Below are 18,305 nucleotides of genomic sequence, written 5' to 3' on the forward strand. Positions count from 1 at the left end.
GCTTTATGTACTGATTAAAAAATTACTAAAAACTGATAATTATGACCAGCTTAAAAGACAAAATCCAAGATATTTTCCCTCTCACCCCCTTACAAAAAGGACTATTATTTCATTCCCTATACGAACCAGAGTCAGGAGTTTATTTTGAACAATTGCATTGTCAATTACAAGGGGATGTTTCCATAGTCGCAGTCCGTCAAGCATGGCAAACTTTAGTAGATCGTCATCCAATTTTGCGAACTGCAATTATTACCAAAGGACAAACCGAACCCGTACAAGTTGTATTCCGTAATTTGACATTTAACATAGCCGAAGAAGACTGGCGAGGACTAAGTGATTCATCCCAAAAAACCCGGCTCAAAGAATTTTTAGCAGCAGACAAACGCCAGGGATTTGTTCTCAACCGTCCCCCATTAATGCGAGTTACCTTAATTCGTTTTCGGGAAGATTCCTGGTATTTAGTATGGAGTCATCACCATATAATTTTAGATGGTTGGTCTTGGCCAATCTTACTTCGAGAATTTTTGATGTTGCATAAAGCAGCTAAAGAAAATGTAGAGATTACCTTACCTAATGTTCGTCCTTATGGTGACTTTATCGCTTGGTTAAAACAGAAAGATCCTCAAGATGGGGAATCATTTTGGCGTGAATATATGGCAGAATTTGCAAGTGCCACGCCCCTATTAATGATGTCTAAAAGCAAGGTCGATAACGGTTTTATAAGCGGAGAAATTAAACACAATTTATCACCAGAAAATACCGCATTCTTGCAAAAATTAGCCCGTAATTGTAGCGTCACCCTCAACACCGTCATTCAAGGCGCTTGGGCAATATTACTTAACCGTTATAGCCGCAGTAACGATATTGTTTATGGGATAACAGTTGCGGGAAGACCTCCAGAATTGCCAGGTGTAGAAGGAATGATTGGACCCTTCATTAATACCTTACCATTTCGCGTTTTAATATCTGGAGAACAAACCCTAGATAGTTGGTTGCAAAACCTCCAATCACGTGCAGCTTTAATGCGTCAATTTGAACACACCAGTTTATCAGATATTCAAACTTGGAGTGATGTGCCACGGGGACAACAAATGTTTGAAAGTTTGCTGGCTTTTGAAAATTTCCCCGTTGATAAAACCTTAAAAACCGAAGATTTTGGTTTGAATGTACCAGAGTCCTACTTCTTTGAAACTACCCATTATCCTTTAACTTTAGTCGTCGTTCCTGGGGATATAATCTCTCTCAAATTAAGTTATAATGCGGCTCGGTTTGATGTAGTAGCTATGGAATTATTGCTAGAACAATTTAGCAATTTATTGTTAAATATGGCTAATAATCCTCAAGCACCTTTACAGTCTTTATCATTACTAGGTTATAGAGAGAAGGAAGAAGTAACAGAAAATAGGGAACAATCACCAATTACTATTAATCAAATTTTTGCAGAAACAGTTAATAAATATCCAGAACGCATTGCTTTAACTTATGACAATGAAAACCTCACATATCAAGAATTAGACAGTCGTTCTGATCACATAGCGAGATATTTACAGTCATTAGGAATTAGTGCCGAAAAACGAGTAGTAATTTGTTTAGAACGTACTCCAGAACTGATTATAGCCATGTTAGCTGTAGTTAAAGCTGGGGGTGTATATGTTCCTGTTGATCCAGCTTATCCCCGTGATAGGATTGAATTTACAATTAATGATTGTGGTGCAGAAGTAATTCTGACTACAACTAATATTAGTAAACAACTACCGGATTCAGCAATCAAAATTTGTTTAGATGCTGAATATATAAACGTTGCAAATAATGTCTTGACAATAGATAACCTCAACCCAAATTCAGGTGCTTATATTATTTATACATCTGGTTCTACGGGTAAACCAAAAGGTGTATTAGTTACTCAAAATAATCTGATTCGATTATTTAAAAGTACAGAAAATTGGTTTGAATTTAATCAACAAGATGTCTGGACTTTCTTCCATTCCTTTGCTTTTGACTTTTCTGTGTGGGAAATTTGGGGAGCTTTGTTATATGGTGGTAGATTAGTAATTGTTCCTCACTGTGTAAGTCGTGATCCCCAAAGTTTTCTACAACTTCTACAAGAGCAAAAAGTTACTGTTCTCAATCAAACTCCCTCAGCATTTGCTCAATTATTAGCTTGTCAAAATATAAATTATAATCTTGCTAATTTACGCTATATTATCTTTGGTGGGGAAGCTTTAAACCTAGCAAGTTTGCGTCCTTGGTTTGAAAATTATGGAGAAAATCAGACGCGCTTGGTTAATATGTATGGGATTACAGAAACTACAGTTCATGTTACCTATAGACCAATTAGTAAACAAGATTTAGACAACTCCTCTGGAAGTTTAATTGGTCAACCAATTCCCGATTTATATCTTTATATTCTTGATCCTGATGGTAATCATTTACCGACAGGTGTAATTGGGGAAATGTATGTTGGTGGTGCAGGAGTTGCGCGTGGTTATTTAAACCGACCAGAATTAACAGCAGAAAGATTTATTGAAGATAGATTTAAACCAAATTCCCGTTTATATCGTACAGGTGATTTAGGTCGTTTTTTGCCCAATGGTGATTTAGAATATTTAGGACGCATAGATCACCAAGTCAAAATTCGTGGTTTCCGCATTGAAATCGGCGAGATTGAAGCTGCTATTGCTCAGTTTATTGATATACAGGAAAATATTGTCATAGTTGCGGATGATGCAGAAACAAATCAAAAACGCTTAATTGCCTATTTGGTTTGTACTCCAGGCAAACAACCAACTATTGAAACTCTGCGAAATCATCTGCAACAGTATTTACCTGATTATATGATTCCCGCGCAGATTGTTTATCTAGATAAATTCCCTCTTACACCCAATGGGAAAATAGATAGAAAATCTTTGCCTGTTCCAGAGATTCAAAGAGAGAATTTAGGAATTGAATTTGTTGCACCGGAAACAGAAATTGAGCAGAAATTAGCAGAAATTTGGCAACAAGTTTTAGGAGTAAATCGCGTTGGCAGATTTGATAATTATTTTGTTTTAGGTGGCGATTCTATCCGCAGTATTCGCGTTTGTTCATTAGCACAAGCAGCAGGATTAAATTTGAAAATTGAGCAAATCTTTTCTCATCCGGTTTTATCAAAATTAGCGGAATTTTTAGAGACAGCAACAACGGCAGAAAATCAGAATTACCATCAAGAACCCTTTGCTTTAATTGCAACTAAAGATCGAGAAAAACTAGAAAATATAGCTGATGATGCTTATCCTTTAGCACAACTACAAGCAGGAATGTTATTTCATGGTGAGTATTCCCAAACTTCCACAACTTACCATGATGTTTTTAGTTTCCGTATTCGCATACCTTTTGATATCAAAGTTTGGGAACAAGCTTATACTCAAATGTTTACCAGACATCGAGTATTAAGAACTGCATTTTATTTAGCTGAATTTAGTCAACCATTGCAAGTAATTGTTAAAGATGTACCTGCAAAGGTGATGTTTACAGATTTACAGAATTTATCACCATCAACACAAGATGATTATATCAAAACTTTTATTGATCAAGAGAGGGAAAATCGGTTTAATTATCAAATTGCGCCGTTAATGCGTTTTCATATTCATCAGTTAGATGAAAATGTGATGCAAGCTACTTTTACTTTGCATCATGCCATTATGGATGGTTGGAGTTTAGCTAACTTTTTGGCAGAATTAACAGGTTTATATTTACATTTAATGGGTAAGGGTGTACCTGCTTTACCTCCTCAGACTAATTTAGAATATTCTCGGTTTATTGCTTTAGAACAACAAGCTTTAAAAGACCACAAACAAAAAGAATTTTGGCAACAACAACTAGCAGAGATTCCGTTTACTAAAATACCCCGTTTACCGATGGCAATTTCTCCAGAATTACAGCCAAATATGGGGAAAATTGATATCACTTTACAAGACACGATTTCTCAAGGTTTAAAAGATGTATCCCATCAATTGGGTGTACCTTTAAGAACTGTATTACTGGCGTTACATTTGCATATTTTGGCTGTGTTTTCAGGAGAAGAGGAAATAGTTACAGGTTTGGTTAGTAATGGTAGACCGGATGAAACCGATAGCGATCGCCTTTTAGGTCTGTTTTTAAATACACTACCATTACGGTTAAAATTACCCTGTGGTTCTTGGGTAGATTTGATTACAGAAACATGGCGTGCTGAACAAGCATTAATGCCAAATCGTCGTTTTCCTTTAGCAGAAGTACAAAGGTTAAATAATAATCAACCTTTATATGAAACCTCTTTTAATTTCGTCCATTTTCATGTTTATAAAGGGTTATTAAATTGGCGAGAAGTAGAATTAATAAATTCAACATCCTTAGATGAAACAAATATTCCCTTTGCAGTTAGTTGGAGTGAAGAAGTAGCGGCTGTTAATATCAGTTTGAATATTACTTATAGCTGTCGAGAATTTAGCCAAGAGCAAATTTCTAGCATTGCTGATTACTATCAAAATTGTGCTGAATTATTGAGTGAAAATCCTCAAGGTAATCGGGATATTTTACAGGAATCATACAAAGTTAATGAAAGAACGAACCGTGTTACAGAGATATTTGGGGTAAGTGAATTACCAATCCCTCCACAAATTACCCCAGTTCATGAATTTGTCGCTGAACAAGCAGCAATAAATCCTGATGCTATTGCAGTTGTTTGTGAAGGTGAAAGTTGGACTTATCAAAAATTAAACCAAAAAGCTAATCAATTAGCGCGGTTTTTACAACAGCATGATATTAGTCAAGAACAACCTGTAGGTATTTGTTTAGAACGTTCTTTAGATATGGTTTGTGCCATGCTAGGGGTACTCAAAACAGGTGGTTGTTATGTGCCAATAGACCCCCATTATCCCCCGGTGCGTATCCAATCTATGTTGGAAGATGGGAAAGTTAATTTATTACTCACTCGATCAGATTTGAAAGTCAATTATCAGCAAAGTATTTGTCTTGATACTTACAGTCAAGAAATTGCAAATCAATCTGATGAAAATCTAGAAATTGCGGTTTTACCTGACAATATCGCCTATATTATTTTTACTTCTGGTTCAACGGGTAGACCTAAAGGAGTTGCTATTTCTCACCAAGCATTAGCTAATCATCAAACTTGGTTTTTAGAGCATTTTGCAGTTAATAAACATGATGTAGTTTTGCAAAAAACACCATTTAGTTTTGATGCTTCTGTGTGGGAATTTTGGACACCTTTAATGGTGGGTGCAAAACTGGTGATGGCTAAACCAGGAGGACATCAAGATCCAGCTTATTTAGTGAAAACTATTCAACAAGAAAATGTCACTTTACTGCAATTAGTACCCAGTTTATTAGAGATAATTTTGGGTGAACCTGGATTTTCTCAATGTGCTAGTTTACGGTTAGTATTTAGCGGTGGTGAAGCCCTGAAAAAGCGGATTTGGGATGAATTTAAACAAAAATTAGCTATTCCTTTAATCAATCTTTATGGACCAGCAGAAACTACAATTGATGTTACTGCTCATAATTGCAGAGATCACGAAAATCATGAAAATATTCCCATTGGTGAAGCAGTCAGCAACACTAGATTATATGTTCTCAATTCCTGGATGCAGTCTGTACCCGTAGGAACACCAGGAGAGTTATTTGTATCGGGTTATCAATTAGCGCGTGGATATTGGAATGCACCAGGAAAGACTGGGGAACGCTTTTTACCCGATCCTTTTGTTGCAGGTGAAAGAATGTATCGTACAGGCGATCGCGCTCGTTACTTACCAGATGGTAAAATAGAATTTCTCGGACGTGCAGACCAACAAGTGAAAATTCGCGGTTTCCGCATCGAACCCAATGAAATTATCGCTGCATTAGAACAACAATCTTGGGTAAATCGTGCGGTAATTAAAGCAATTTCTCAACCTGAAAAACCAAATCGTCTGGTTGCTTATTTACAACTTCAAGAAATACCAAATAACTGGCAAAAAGTCCTGCGTTTGGAATTAGCGCAGATTCTCCCAGATTACATGATTCCGGCTTTATTTGTCAGTATTGACACTTGGCCATTATTACCCAATGGTAAAATTGACATTAATTCTTTACCCGATCCAGAAATTTCAGAAATAACCACAAAAGAAGAATATATTGCACCACAAACCGAAAATGAAAATATATTAACTCAACTTTGGCAACAGGTATTACAAGTATCTCGCGTTGGCGTTCATGATAACTTTTTTGAAATGGGTGGAGATTCAATTATTGGCTTACAAATTATTGCTAAAGCCAGGGATTTAGGTTTTTATTTCACCCCTCAAGATTTATTTAATTATCCCCAAATCAGTGATTTAGCTACTCACGTCAGAAAAGTAGATCATCAATCTTCAAATTTACCAATTATTCAAACCGGAGAAATTCCTTTAACTCCCATTCAACAGTGGTTTTTCCAACAATCATTAGCACATCCAGAATATTGGAATCAGGCAATTTTATTAGATATCAAACCACAATTCAACATAGCCAGATTGCAAAAAGCTGTAAATCAAATATTTAAAAAACATCCAGTTTTCCGGTTAAAATTTCAGCAAATAGAAACAGGTTGGTTACAGAAATTAGATAATAATATTCAAGGTGTAAATTTGGATATTGTTGATTTAACAAATATCCCAGAAACTCAATTAGCTGCACAAATACAAAACCTAGCCACGAAATTTCAAAGTCAACTAAATCTAGAAACTGGTAATTTATTCCGTGCAGTTTATTTCCAAACACCAGCCAACACAGCCGAAAAATTATTATTAATTATTCATCACCTCATAGTTGATGGAGTTTCTTGGCGTGTAATTTTGCAAGATTTAGCTGGGAATATTGCTAACAATACTCGACAATCTTTACAAAAACAGGGTGTGAGTTTCCCTCAATGGAGTCATTATTTACAGCAAAATATTGAAAATGCTAATTACCAAGAAGATGTTAACTTCTGGAAAAATCAAACAGTTGATAGTTTCACATTACCCCTAGATTTTCCTGAAGGAATAGCAAATAACAAAGAAAATTCAGCCACACAAATTGAGTGTAATTTCACCAAAGCAGAAACAGAAAAACTATTATTTGAACTTCCTCGAACCCGCAAAGCACGCATTCAAGAAGTTTTGTTGACAGCACTTGCAGCAACAGTGACAGGATGGACGGGTAAATCAGAAATTGTCATTGCTTTAGAAAGTCACGGAAGAGAAACAAGTTTAGATATAGCCGATGCTGTGGGTTGGTTTACATCTTTATTCCCTTGTAAATTAACAACAACAAATAGTGATATTTTAGACAACTTAGCCAGTATTAAAACACATCTTAGAAACTTACCAAATAATGGTTTTTCTTACGGTATTCTCAGTCAAAAACCAGAATATGCGGAAATTTTACCACCCATTCCCCAAGGGATTATCTTTAACTACTTAGGACAATTTGACGAACAACTTTCACCAGATGCACCCTTTACACCTGCTGCTGAAGATACAGGAATTTCTCGACATCCAGAAAATCAACGTGGTTTTCAGTTAGAAATAACGAGTTTAATAGTTAACAGTCAACTGCAAATGCGGTTTGGTTTTAGTAAAGCTTTACATCAAGAAGCAACTATTCACAATTTTGTAGATAATTATCAAAGATGTTTACGCAATTTATTAACAGTTAGTGAAGAAAAAGTTGTAAATTTCCTACCAGAAGATTTTCCTTTAGCCAATTTGACTGAGGAACAGTTAAATATAGCTGTAGAGGGTATTACCGATATAGAAGATATTTATACCCTTGCACCAGTTCAAGAAGGGATACTTTTTCATGCTAATTACGAAACCGAGAAAGATATTTACCTGCAACAAATAACAGGTAATATTGAAGGTAGTCTGAATGTAGAAATATTTAAAAATGCTTGGAAAAACTGTATTAACCGTCATTCTAGTCTGCGGACTTCCTTTATTTGGAAATCCCTTCCCCGTCCCCTAGCGAGAGTGCATAGAAGCATAGATTTACCTTTCATTGCTGAAGATTGGCGTAATTTAGAAGTTGACGAACTAGAGCAAAAATGGATAGATTTATTAACAAATGACCGTCAAGAAAAACTATCAACAGAAACAGCGCCCTTAATGCGGTTAACCTTAGTCAGAACCGATGCAGAAAAATGGCGATTCTGTTGGACTCATCATCATGTACTGTTAGATGGTTGGTCATTACCCCTAGTATTTCAAGATGTAATTGCTTTTTACCAATCACAACAAAATAATCAAATTTTAAATTTACCACAAGCACCAAATTATCGTGATTTTATTAATTGGTTGCATCAAAAACAAAGTAGAGAAGCAGAAGATTTTTGGCGTAAACAATTAACAGGTTTAGAATCAGCAACCAGTTTAGGATTAACAACTCAAAAATCTGCTGTTGTTGAGGATTACCAAATCCTGCAAACTACTCTACAACCAGAAATTTACACACAACTAAAAACCTATGCCAACAAACATCAAATTACCCTCAATACCTTAATCCAAGCAGCTTGGGGAATTTTGTTGAGTAAATATAACGGTGTTGATGAAGTTGTGTTTGGTGTAACAGTTTCAGGAAGACCAGCAGAATTATCAGGTTTTAATCAGATGGTAGGTTTATTTATTAATACCCTACCTTTGCGGTTAAAATTGGATGTGGCTACACCTGTACGACAATGGTTAAAAGAAATAGGCGATCGCATTCTATCAATTAACGAATATTCCTACAGTCGCCTAGTAGATATTCAAGGTTGGAGTGATATCAACAGAGGTGAATCTTTATTTGAGTCCATAGTAGTTTATGAAAATTATCCCGTAGGCGAAAATTTGCGTAACCATCCCGGTGAATTAATCATCAATGGCGTAGAATCATTAGAAAAAAATCATTATCCTGTCAGTCTATACGCATTACCAGGACAAGATTTAACTCTAAAAATTGCCTTCCAGAAATCAATAGGAACAGTAGAAGAACGGGAAAACCTACTACAGCAACTCACACACATCTTAACCACCTTTGCTACCAAATCACCACAATTTATTGGTGAAATCGGTCTGCAAACTTCTCCTGTTTTACCAATTACTAATTACCAATTACCAATTACCACCATACTGGATTTATTTAACCAACAAGTCGCAAAAAACCCCAACTCACCCGCCATTTTACAAGGTGAAACATGGTTAACTTATGGCGAATTAGATCAAAAATCTCACCAAATTGCCCAAGCATTAATACAAATAGGAATTACAAAAGAAACATTAGTAGCAGTTTGTTTAGAACGCCATCCAGGGTTAGTTATGGCATTATTAGGAATTATCAAAGCTGGTGCAGCTTATTTACCATTAGATCCAGCCTTCCCTAGCGATCGCTTAGAATGGATACTTAATGATAGTAATGCCTCTATCATACTCACAGAATCTCAAATTGCTGACCAACTACCAAAATCATCAGCCCAAATTCTGCTGTTAGAAGCAATACCACCATCAGAAACAGTTAATTTCCCACCGCAAAACCCCTTAGATTTAGCTTATGTAATATACACTTCCGGTTCTACCGGCAAACCCAAAGGAGTACAAATTCAGCATCAATCTTTAGTGAATTTTCTCCTCAGTTTCCAAGAAAAATTACAACTAACAGCCGCAGATACCTTAGTTGCAGTTACAACAATCTCCTTTGATATTGCCGGACTAGAATTATTTTTACCCTTAATTAGTGGCGCGAAATTAGTTATTGCTGACAAAGAAACAACCATAGATGGATTTGAATTAGCTCAATTGTTGCAACAAACCCAAGCAACAATTATGCAAGCAACTCCTAGCACTTGGAGACTATTATTAACAGCAAACTGGCAACCAAAAGAGCATTTTTGTACTCTCTGCGGAGGGGAAGCAATGCCTGTGGAATTAGCTGCTTCTCTTTTAGATTTGAAGGTAAATTTATGGAACGTTTACGGACCGACAGAAACCACCATTTGGTCGTCCATGAAGCAAATACAGCAACCAGAAGATGCACTTTCTATTGGTCAAGGAATTGCTAACACATCTTTATATATTTTGGACAGTGGTTTAAATCCATTACCACCAGGAATTGCTGGGGAATTGTATATTGGTGGTATGGGACTAGCACGGGGTTATAGAGGCAACACAACACTAACATCAACCAAATTTATCCCTGACCCATTTGCACAACAACCAGGACAGCGTTTATATCGAACCGGAGATTTAGCGCGATCGCTACCAAATGGAGAAATTGAGTTTTTAGGCAGACTAGATTATCAAGTAAAAATACGCGGTTATCGCATTGAACTAGGAGAAATTGAAACTATTCTGGAAAGTCATCCAGCTATTACTCAAGCCGTTATTCAAGTAGTTGGTGATACCCCCGCAGATAAACGTCTGGTAGCTTATTTAGTCGCTCAAAATGAAACACCTACAATAGAAAACCTGCGTCTATATCTATCAGCAAAATTGCCTGACTATATGATTCCTTCAGCTTGGGTTTTCTTAGATAAAATGCCTCTCACAGCCAATAATAAAATTAATCGTCGTGCTTTACCCGCACCCACTCAAACAGAAGAAAGAGGAGATTATTTAGCACCCAGAAACCCGATTGAAGAAGCATTAGTAGAAATGTGGCAAGAATTACTTAAAATTGAAAAGGTGGGGGTAAAAGATAACTTCTTCCATTTAGGAGGACATTCACTTTTAGCTGGACAATTTCATGGACGGATTAAAAAAATATTTGCAGTTGATTTGGCATTAAGAGAACTATTTGATGCTGTAAGTATTGAAAAAATAGCCTCTCTTTTAGTAGAGAGAGAAAGTAAATTAGGTAATACAGAAAAAATTGCCAAAGCCTTTTTACGTCTCAAACGCATGACCCCAGAAGAAAAAGCCCAACTTTTGGCAGCAAAACAACAAAGAAATTAATTCCAAAAACTCAATTCAAAAAAACATGAAAAAACTACTTATTACCGATTCATCAGGATTAATTGCTCCAGACTATTTTGATGTAAATTGTTATACGTCTGCCCAACTTAGTCACGACCTAGCAGTAAAAATTCCCTTTAATGATTTTGATGCCCATGCTGTGGGAGATAATTTTATAGAAGAATTTATTACAGCGCCATGCAACAGCGAGGTTTATAATTTTAGGAGGGGGAAAATACCTGTTCCGTATTAGAAGCTTTTGAAGTCGTAACTGTAAGTAAGAAATAAACCCAAATAAACCAATGATATGTGAGTATGTGCATGAAACACCTAAATAAACTAATTGTAATAATTCGTGAACTGCGTAATTTTATTATTTTCTGGATAGGACAATCTTTGTCAGAAATTGGTAATCGTCTGACCGGATTTGGTTTAGGTATTTGGGTTTATCAAAATACTCACGAAGTGGCGGGATTAAGTTTAGTCATATTTTTTACGACTTTACCAGGTGTATTAATTACGCCTTTTGTGGGTGCATTGGTAGATAGGTGGAATCGTAAATGGACAATTATTTTTAGTGACTTAGCAGCAGCCACTGTAACACTAGCACTTGCTGTACTTTTATTCACAGATCATCTAGAGATTTGGCATACTTACATCACAGCATTCTGCACATCTGTTTGCGGTTCTTTTCAAATGATTGCTAAGGGTGCAGCTTTACCGATGATGGTGAAAAAACATCAAATGGGAAGAGCTAATGGACTAATTTATTTTAGCACAGCCGTAGGACAACTAACCGCCCCAATTTTAGCAGGTATACTTATTGCTAGTATACAACTTGAAGGTTTGTTAATCGTTGATTTTTCTACCTACTTAATTGGTTTATTTACTCTCTTAATTATTGAAATTCCCCAACCAGAACCTAGAACTACATCAACTCAAGGCATTCGTATCAATACCATGCTTAATGATATTGCTTATGGTTGGAATGCTATTGCAGATAACGCAATTTTGTTGATTTTACTAGCATTTATGACCATTCACTTTTTTGTAGATGGGATGACAACGGTTTTGATTAATCCTCTGATTTTATCTTTTTCTTCAGCTAAAACCTTTGGTAGCGTTATGTCAATTGCTGGTTCTGGAATGTTAATTGGTAGCATATTAATGAGTATTTGGGGAGGAGGTAAAAAATATATTTCTACTTTGTTTACTTTTGCAGCATTGAATGGTATTGCTTTAATTATTACCGGAATTAAACCCTATATTCCTATTATTTCCATTGGTCTTTTTCTGTCCTTTTTTACCTTACCAATTATTCTCAGCACTAACATGACAATTTGGCAAACTAGCGTCAATTCCAATGTTCAAGGACGGGTTATTTCGCTGTATAGTACATTTATAGGGTTGGCACTGGCTTTTGGTAATCTCAGTGCTAGTCCTCTAACCGATAAATTTTTAGAACCCATGTTATTAGATGATGGGCTGTTATCTACGAGTATAGGAGCTTTAATTGGAACTGGCCAAGGGCGAGGAATTGGATTTTTGATGGTAATGGAAGGACTGCTGATTTTGATGATATCAATTAGTCTTTACACTTATTTCGCCTTGAGAAATATCAATTCTGAGTCGAACACTCAACAATTAATAGTGACTCGTAAAGAAATTGTAGAGGATTTATGAATCCAGATAGCCAGCAAAACAGGAAAAAAACAATTAGAGGCCAGCTAGAAAAATTTGAGTTACACTCAACAATTTTTGGGTTTGTACGCAAATTATATCTTTATCTGCCTCCCAGTTATCAGGATGATTCTCAACGGCGTTATCCTGTGCTTTATATGCACTATGGGCAGCACTTATTTGAACCCAAAAAATCGGATAGTCAATCTTGGCGGGTGCATGAAACAATTGAAGAACTACTTGATGGTCATTTAATTGATGAAATTATTGTGGTTGGTATTGCGGCGGCGGCGGCTACTGTAGCATCTGATTACTGGCACTATGCATCCTTCTATCAAGATATCCCAATGACAGGTTATCTGTACGAAAGCTTTATAGTGCAAGAGGTAAAGCCGTTTATAGATGAAAATTTTAGGACATTGAGCGATCGCTCTCACACTGCTATAATCGGAGCTTCTTCTGGTGCAACTGTTAGTTACAATATCGCTGTACGACACCCCCATATTTTTGGCAAAGTCGGGATGCTTTCCCCTGTTGTCCGTAGTTTTGATACTAATACTTGGTTATACCCCTGGCCGATAGACAAACCAGAGTTTATGCTTTGGATTGATACTGGCGATGCTGAAGGAATTTACACCCGTCCTGTCGGAGAATTGGTTGATGCACTAATAACTCAAGGTTGTGTCCCTAATACTGACCTGTTTTACTATGTTGAACCTAATTCCCCTCACTATGAAACCTATTGGGGTAAGCGTCTGAAGAATCCACTGTTGCTATTTTTTGGTGATAGGGGTCAGCCAGTTTCAGTAAAACTACAGGGTGAAGATATTCTAGGGGTAGGAAGCAAACCACTAATAGTTAATCCCATTGTGGAGTATAACACCGGCTTTAAATGCAGTGACATAACTGGTAATTATCATATTCAACAACCACAAATAATTACTGTGGAACAGGGAAACCGGATGATTGGACTTTCTCCTGGTGTAACGAAAGTGTCTTTCTTTTCTCAAGGATTAGAAACATCCCGTAGTTACACTGTGGTATCCAATCTCCCTGATCAAGTGCAAATTAACCTTCGCGCCCATGTTCCAGAGTCAACCCCAGAGGTTGAACAGATATATTTTGGCACATTATTTTTACAGCGTATCAGTACAAATATTTACGAGGGCAAATATACCTTACCACGAGGTTTCATCCTAGCAGATGTTTTTAGCTGTGGAATGCGTAACTTTGAGCGACAAAAAGACGGTTCACCCATACCACTACGGGTTTTAAAAGCACTTGCTGATACAGAAATAGAGTATAAAATTGAATGCTGGTCTAAGTCTGAATCCATATAGCAGGAGTCAGGAGTAAAACCCTGTTGTGAAACGAGTTTCATCAATGGCTTACGCCAACCTGCGCTAACATGGCGGTTGCCATAACTTAAAACTTGAATAGGGTATAAACAATAACGTGGATAAAATCGCTCTTTCCTCAGAACTCAGGCTTGATATTCCTCCTTACTACAAATGTCACTACCCTTTAGTGGATTTGTATTTGCGGCAGATTACTGGTAAAAGTATGCTCAGTTTACTAGCTAATTCCGATTTTTGGAGTGTTCCTGTATTTAGTGTCAATACTGCTGATTTAGTGCCGAATCCAGTTATGGTGATGGGTAACAAGCTATTTGCAGAGGAAATAAACTTATTTGAGTTAACTATTACCAGTGCATCTTCTTGTGAAGAAGGACTGGCTCAAATTAGCACCCGTATCCAACGCAATGAACCTGTGATCCTGTCAGGAACTACCTACGAATTACCATACAGTCCAGATTTCCAAAATCCCAATTATCTTCAACCCCGCACCACTTCTACTTTAGGTGGCGATTTTCAGATTTCTGATCACTATATATCTGTGATTGGCTTAGGATCTGATGAAGTTCTGCTTTATGATCCTATACCAAACAAATTTGTTGCTACTATTTCCCTGGAGGCATTAGCAAAATTTTGGCGTGGTAATGTCCAGTTTAAAGAATTTACTCAAGCTAGAGGCTTTTCCTTACTCCTCAGTTACGGTATAATCAACGTGACGCTTGCAGCAAATTATCAAACTGAAAAACTAGATCAACTAGCAATTAATATTCTCGATCGCGTGAATAGCGCCTTTTTGGAAGGACGGACTAGAACTAGACCCGGTAGGATTTATTTGTCAGGGGTGGCTCTGAGTAATTATATCCATGAAGCTTTTAGTTCTTATTACTCCAAAACAAGAGAAATTCCCCAATCTCTGGGAAAATGTCTCTTTGATATGCGTTGGAGTCGCTATTATCTGCGGGACTTACTCCATGACTTAAATCAACAACTCAATATTCCTCTTTCAGAGATTTGTCATGAGATGCTTGTAGTGGTTGACTTATGGGAAGAAGTATACAAAATATTTCTCCCCCTTGTACGGAAAAAGTCAGTGGTAAATGATGCCCAAGTCCAAAAGTTTATAGATTTTCTGGCTCAGGTAATCCAGAGAGAGCAAGACTTCCACTGTCAGATTCAAGATTGGTTAAGCAAAATACAAGCGGAGTTAAGTATTATATGAATTATATGCAAGAACGATCGCAGTTTCATGACAATGTTCGGGAGATTATCCTGGCCTGTATTGAAGAAATAACTGCCCAAGGTTGGGGACGCATCCAAATTGAACAAGGTGAGGCGGCTAATATTCTAGCCGGGGGTGGATTTATTGATTCATTAGGACTGACCTCATTACTGGTAGCGATTGAACAGGATATTGAGGCAGAGTTGGGATTAACAATCAGTTTAACTAGCACAATTACTGAAATTACACCCAGTAGCACCAATCCACTGGCTACAGTAGGAACATTAACCGATTATATTGTCAATTGTATTCATCATCCTACTGTCTGTGGGGGTGTCTGATGGCTATCGAATTTCTGCTAGACAGGTTTGAGCAAACTAAAGACGCGGAAGCATTGATTTGGCGCGATCGCTCTCTGCTTTATGGTGAACTGAGTCAACTGGTGCAATTTTGGCAGGAACGTTTACAGACGGAGTTGATTCCTAAAGGTGCAGTCGTCACTCTGGAAGCGGACTTTTCACCCAATGCTGTGGCCTTGTTATTAGCCTTACTCCAGCAAGATTGCATAGTAGCAGTTTTAACAGCAGAAATGAAAACCAGTCGGGCTGAGTTGCGTCAGATCGCAGAAGTAGAATGGATCATCAAAATAGATGCAGAAGATAATGTGAATCTGGAAAAAACCGGAACTCAAGCTAACCATGAGCTTCTGTGTCAACTGCGCGATCGTCAACATCCAGGACTGATCATTTTTACATCTGGGTCAACAGGTAAGAGTAAAGCAGCTATTCATGATTTTGCTCTGATGCAAGAGAAGTTTCAAACCCTCAGACCTACTCAGAGGACACTACTATTTTTACTATTTGATCATATTGGTGGTATTAATACCCTGCTGCACATTCTAGCCAATGGGGGATGTGCAATTATACCCTTGAATCACTCTCCCGAAACAGTAGCCGCAGCGATCGCTCAACATCGAGTACAGGTATTACCTACTTCACCTACCTTTCTCACACTCCTGCTTTTGAGTGGTGTTCATCAGCGATATGACCTGAGTTCCTTAGAAATTGTTACCTATGGGACAGAAGTCATGCCAGAAAGCGTCCTCAGCAACTTAAACCAACTTTTTCCCCAAATCCGCTTTCATCAAACCTATGGACTTACAGAACTGGGTATCATGCGTTCAAAATCCCGATCTTCTGATTCTCTCTGGTTTAAAGTAGGTGGTGAAGGATATGAAACCCGCATCGTCAACGGAATGCTGGAAATTAAAGCCAAAAGTGCCATGCTTGGGTACTTGAACGCTCCCGCACCTTTTACCCCAGATGGTTGGTACATGACAGGGGATGTGGTGGAAATTGACGGTGAGTGGCTGAAAATTCTCGGACGTAAATCGGAAATAATTAACGTTGGTGGTCAGAAGGTTTATCCGGCCGAAGTTGAGAGTGTTTTACAGGCTATGGCAGGTGTGGCAGAGGTTTCAGTTAAAGGTGAAGCAAATCCCATTACTGGTAATATAGTTACTGCCAAGGTACGTCTAACAACAGATGAATCTTTACGGGACTTTCGGGTCAGATTACGAGCTTTTTGTCAAGACAAACTAGAGTCTTATAAAATTCCCGTGCGGGTGACAATAGTACAGGAAAGACTCCATAGCGATCGCTTTAAAAAAAGCCGATAGTTTCTCAAGACAAACCTACCAATTAACAGATTCATAACTTTGGTAATTCAAATGAAAGAATACAAATATTGGCCGACAGGAGACATAATTAGAGTTGTTGCCACCTTTACAGTTTTGTTTATCCATATTACTCAATATTCAGTCAGAACTTCAACCTCACTAGATATAGCTTGGTGGTCGTTAAATATAGGACAAAGCCTATCTATTTGGGCAGTTCCTGCATTTATTATGTTGAGTGGTGCTTTGTTACTTTCACCCCAGTCTCTTGATGAATCTCCTCTCGTTTTCTATAAAAAACGCCTTTTAAGAATCGGAATACCTCTGTTATTTTGGGGCGTTGTGTATTTTTTCTTAGAAAAAAAATGGAGTCCTGATATATCTTTGGAATATCTCATAGACGATCTATGGCATGGTCACATATCTTGGCATTTATATTTTTTATTTGCCATCCTGGGTTTGTATTTATTAACCCCTTGGTTGCGGTTATTAATCAAGAAAATATCGACCAAACGAGAAGAGTTGATTTTGATCATAATTCTCCTTTTCATCACAACTTGCGTAGATAGTTATAATCAGATATTTCAACTTTGGAAATGGCATGGAACTCTACGCTGGGTATCATATCTAGGATATTATCTCGTTGGTCGTTTTCTCTTGTGCCATACAATTGATAATATCAGAATTTTCATTATTTTATCTGTCACAGGGTTGATATCTAATATTATGGGTAGATATCTGGAAATGTTATTTCAAACTGGAGCTAGTGGTTTTTTTTACAGCAATCTTTATTCTAGTGTAACAGTAATGATATTTTCCATTGGCATTTTCGGAATGCTTATTTATTTGACAAAAGAAATAACTGAAAATTCCAAGATAGTGAAAATATGCCGTTTATTAGCACCCAGCACTTTCGGTGTGTATTTAGTTCATATTTTGATTGGTCAAGAGTTACATTTCAGGTTTAATCTTCAATATCCCCATGATATTTTGATCGCTTTAATATATACAGTTATATTAAATGTAAGCAGTATGTTATTAGTATATTTAATAGGTCTAATTCCCTTGTTCCGTTTTCTTGTCGGTTGTCATACACAAAGAACATTGGAGGATAATAAAATCTATATATTTTATCTGAAAAAATATTTTCTTGGTAAACTCACCCGGACTTCCGATGAAGAAATATCCATCAAGTCTTAGACCGACAAGAAAAGTATTTATTGTTGTGTACAAATGGAACTAGAAAAATTAATCAAAAAAATATGAACCAGATTATTTGATAAGTAGTCGGACAAAATTAAATCAGGGAACAGGGAACAGAAAAATCAGTTGTGTAATTAATTCTGTCTAATTACTTAGCAGGTTTTACAGAAATTCATTTAATCAATAAATATTGGAGAGCGCGAAGTAATTTT

General features: G+C 37.0%; 8 protein-coding genes. All 8 read left to right on the plus strand.

Features of this window, described 5'->3' with window-relative positions:
- The first annotated feature begins 41 nt into the window (after positions 1–41).
- Positions 42–10,961 carry a non-ribosomal peptide synthetase gene (locus tag VB711_RS00175; protein WP_323283650.1) on the plus strand — a complete coding sequence of 3,640 codons (10,920 nt, stop codon included), beginning with the start codon at positions 42–44 and terminating at the stop codon, positions 10,959–10,961.
- 25 nt (positions 10,962–10,986) lie between these two features.
- Positions 10,987–11,214, plus strand: coding sequence for a hypothetical protein (locus tag VB711_RS00180; RefSeq protein WP_323283651.1), 228 nt, complete (start codon positions 10,987–10,989; stop codon positions 11,212–11,214).
- A 68-nt stretch (positions 11,215–11,282) separates the two neighbouring features.
- The gene (locus VB711_RS00185; RefSeq protein WP_323283652.1) at positions 11,283–12,644 is read left to right on the plus strand and encodes an MFS transporter; all 1,362 of its coding nucleotides are present in this window, start codon (positions 11,283–11,285) and stop codon (positions 12,642–12,644) included.
- Positions 12,641–13,981, plus strand: a complete 1,341-nt coding sequence (locus tag VB711_RS00190; RefSeq protein ID WP_323283653.1) for an alpha/beta hydrolase — start codon at positions 12,641–12,643, stop codon at positions 13,979–13,981. Before VB711_RS00185 ends, VB711_RS00190 begins: the two co-directional genes overlap by 4 nt.
- A gap of 223 nt (positions 13,982–14,204) precedes the next feature.
- A complete protein-coding gene (locus VB711_RS00195; protein WP_323283654.1) occupies positions 14,205–15,215 on the plus strand; it encodes a hypothetical protein in 1,011 nt (336 codons plus the stop codon).
- Positions 15,212–15,556 carry a hypothetical protein gene (locus VB711_RS00200; protein WP_323283655.1) on the plus strand — a complete coding sequence of 115 codons (345 nt, stop codon included), beginning with the start codon at positions 15,212–15,214 and terminating at the stop codon, positions 15,554–15,556. The genes VB711_RS00195 and VB711_RS00200 overlap by 4 nt, the downstream gene beginning before the upstream one ends.
- A complete protein-coding gene (locus VB711_RS00205; RefSeq protein WP_323283656.1) occupies positions 15,556–16,893 on the plus strand; it encodes a fatty acid--CoA ligase family protein in 1,338 nt (445 codons plus the stop codon). The genes VB711_RS00200 and VB711_RS00205 overlap by 1 nt, the downstream gene beginning before the upstream one ends.
- Positions 16,894–16,944: 51 nt before the next feature.
- Positions 16,945–18,090, plus strand: coding sequence for an acyltransferase (locus VB711_RS00210; protein WP_323283657.1), 1,146 nt, complete (start codon positions 16,945–16,947; stop codon positions 18,088–18,090).
- Positions 18,091–18,305 lie beyond the last annotated feature (215 nt).

It is taken from the genome of Cronbergia sp. UHCC 0137 (assembly GCF_034932285.1).
Lineage (GTDB): Bacteria > Cyanobacteriota > Cyanobacteriia > Cyanobacteriales > Nostocaceae > Cronbergia.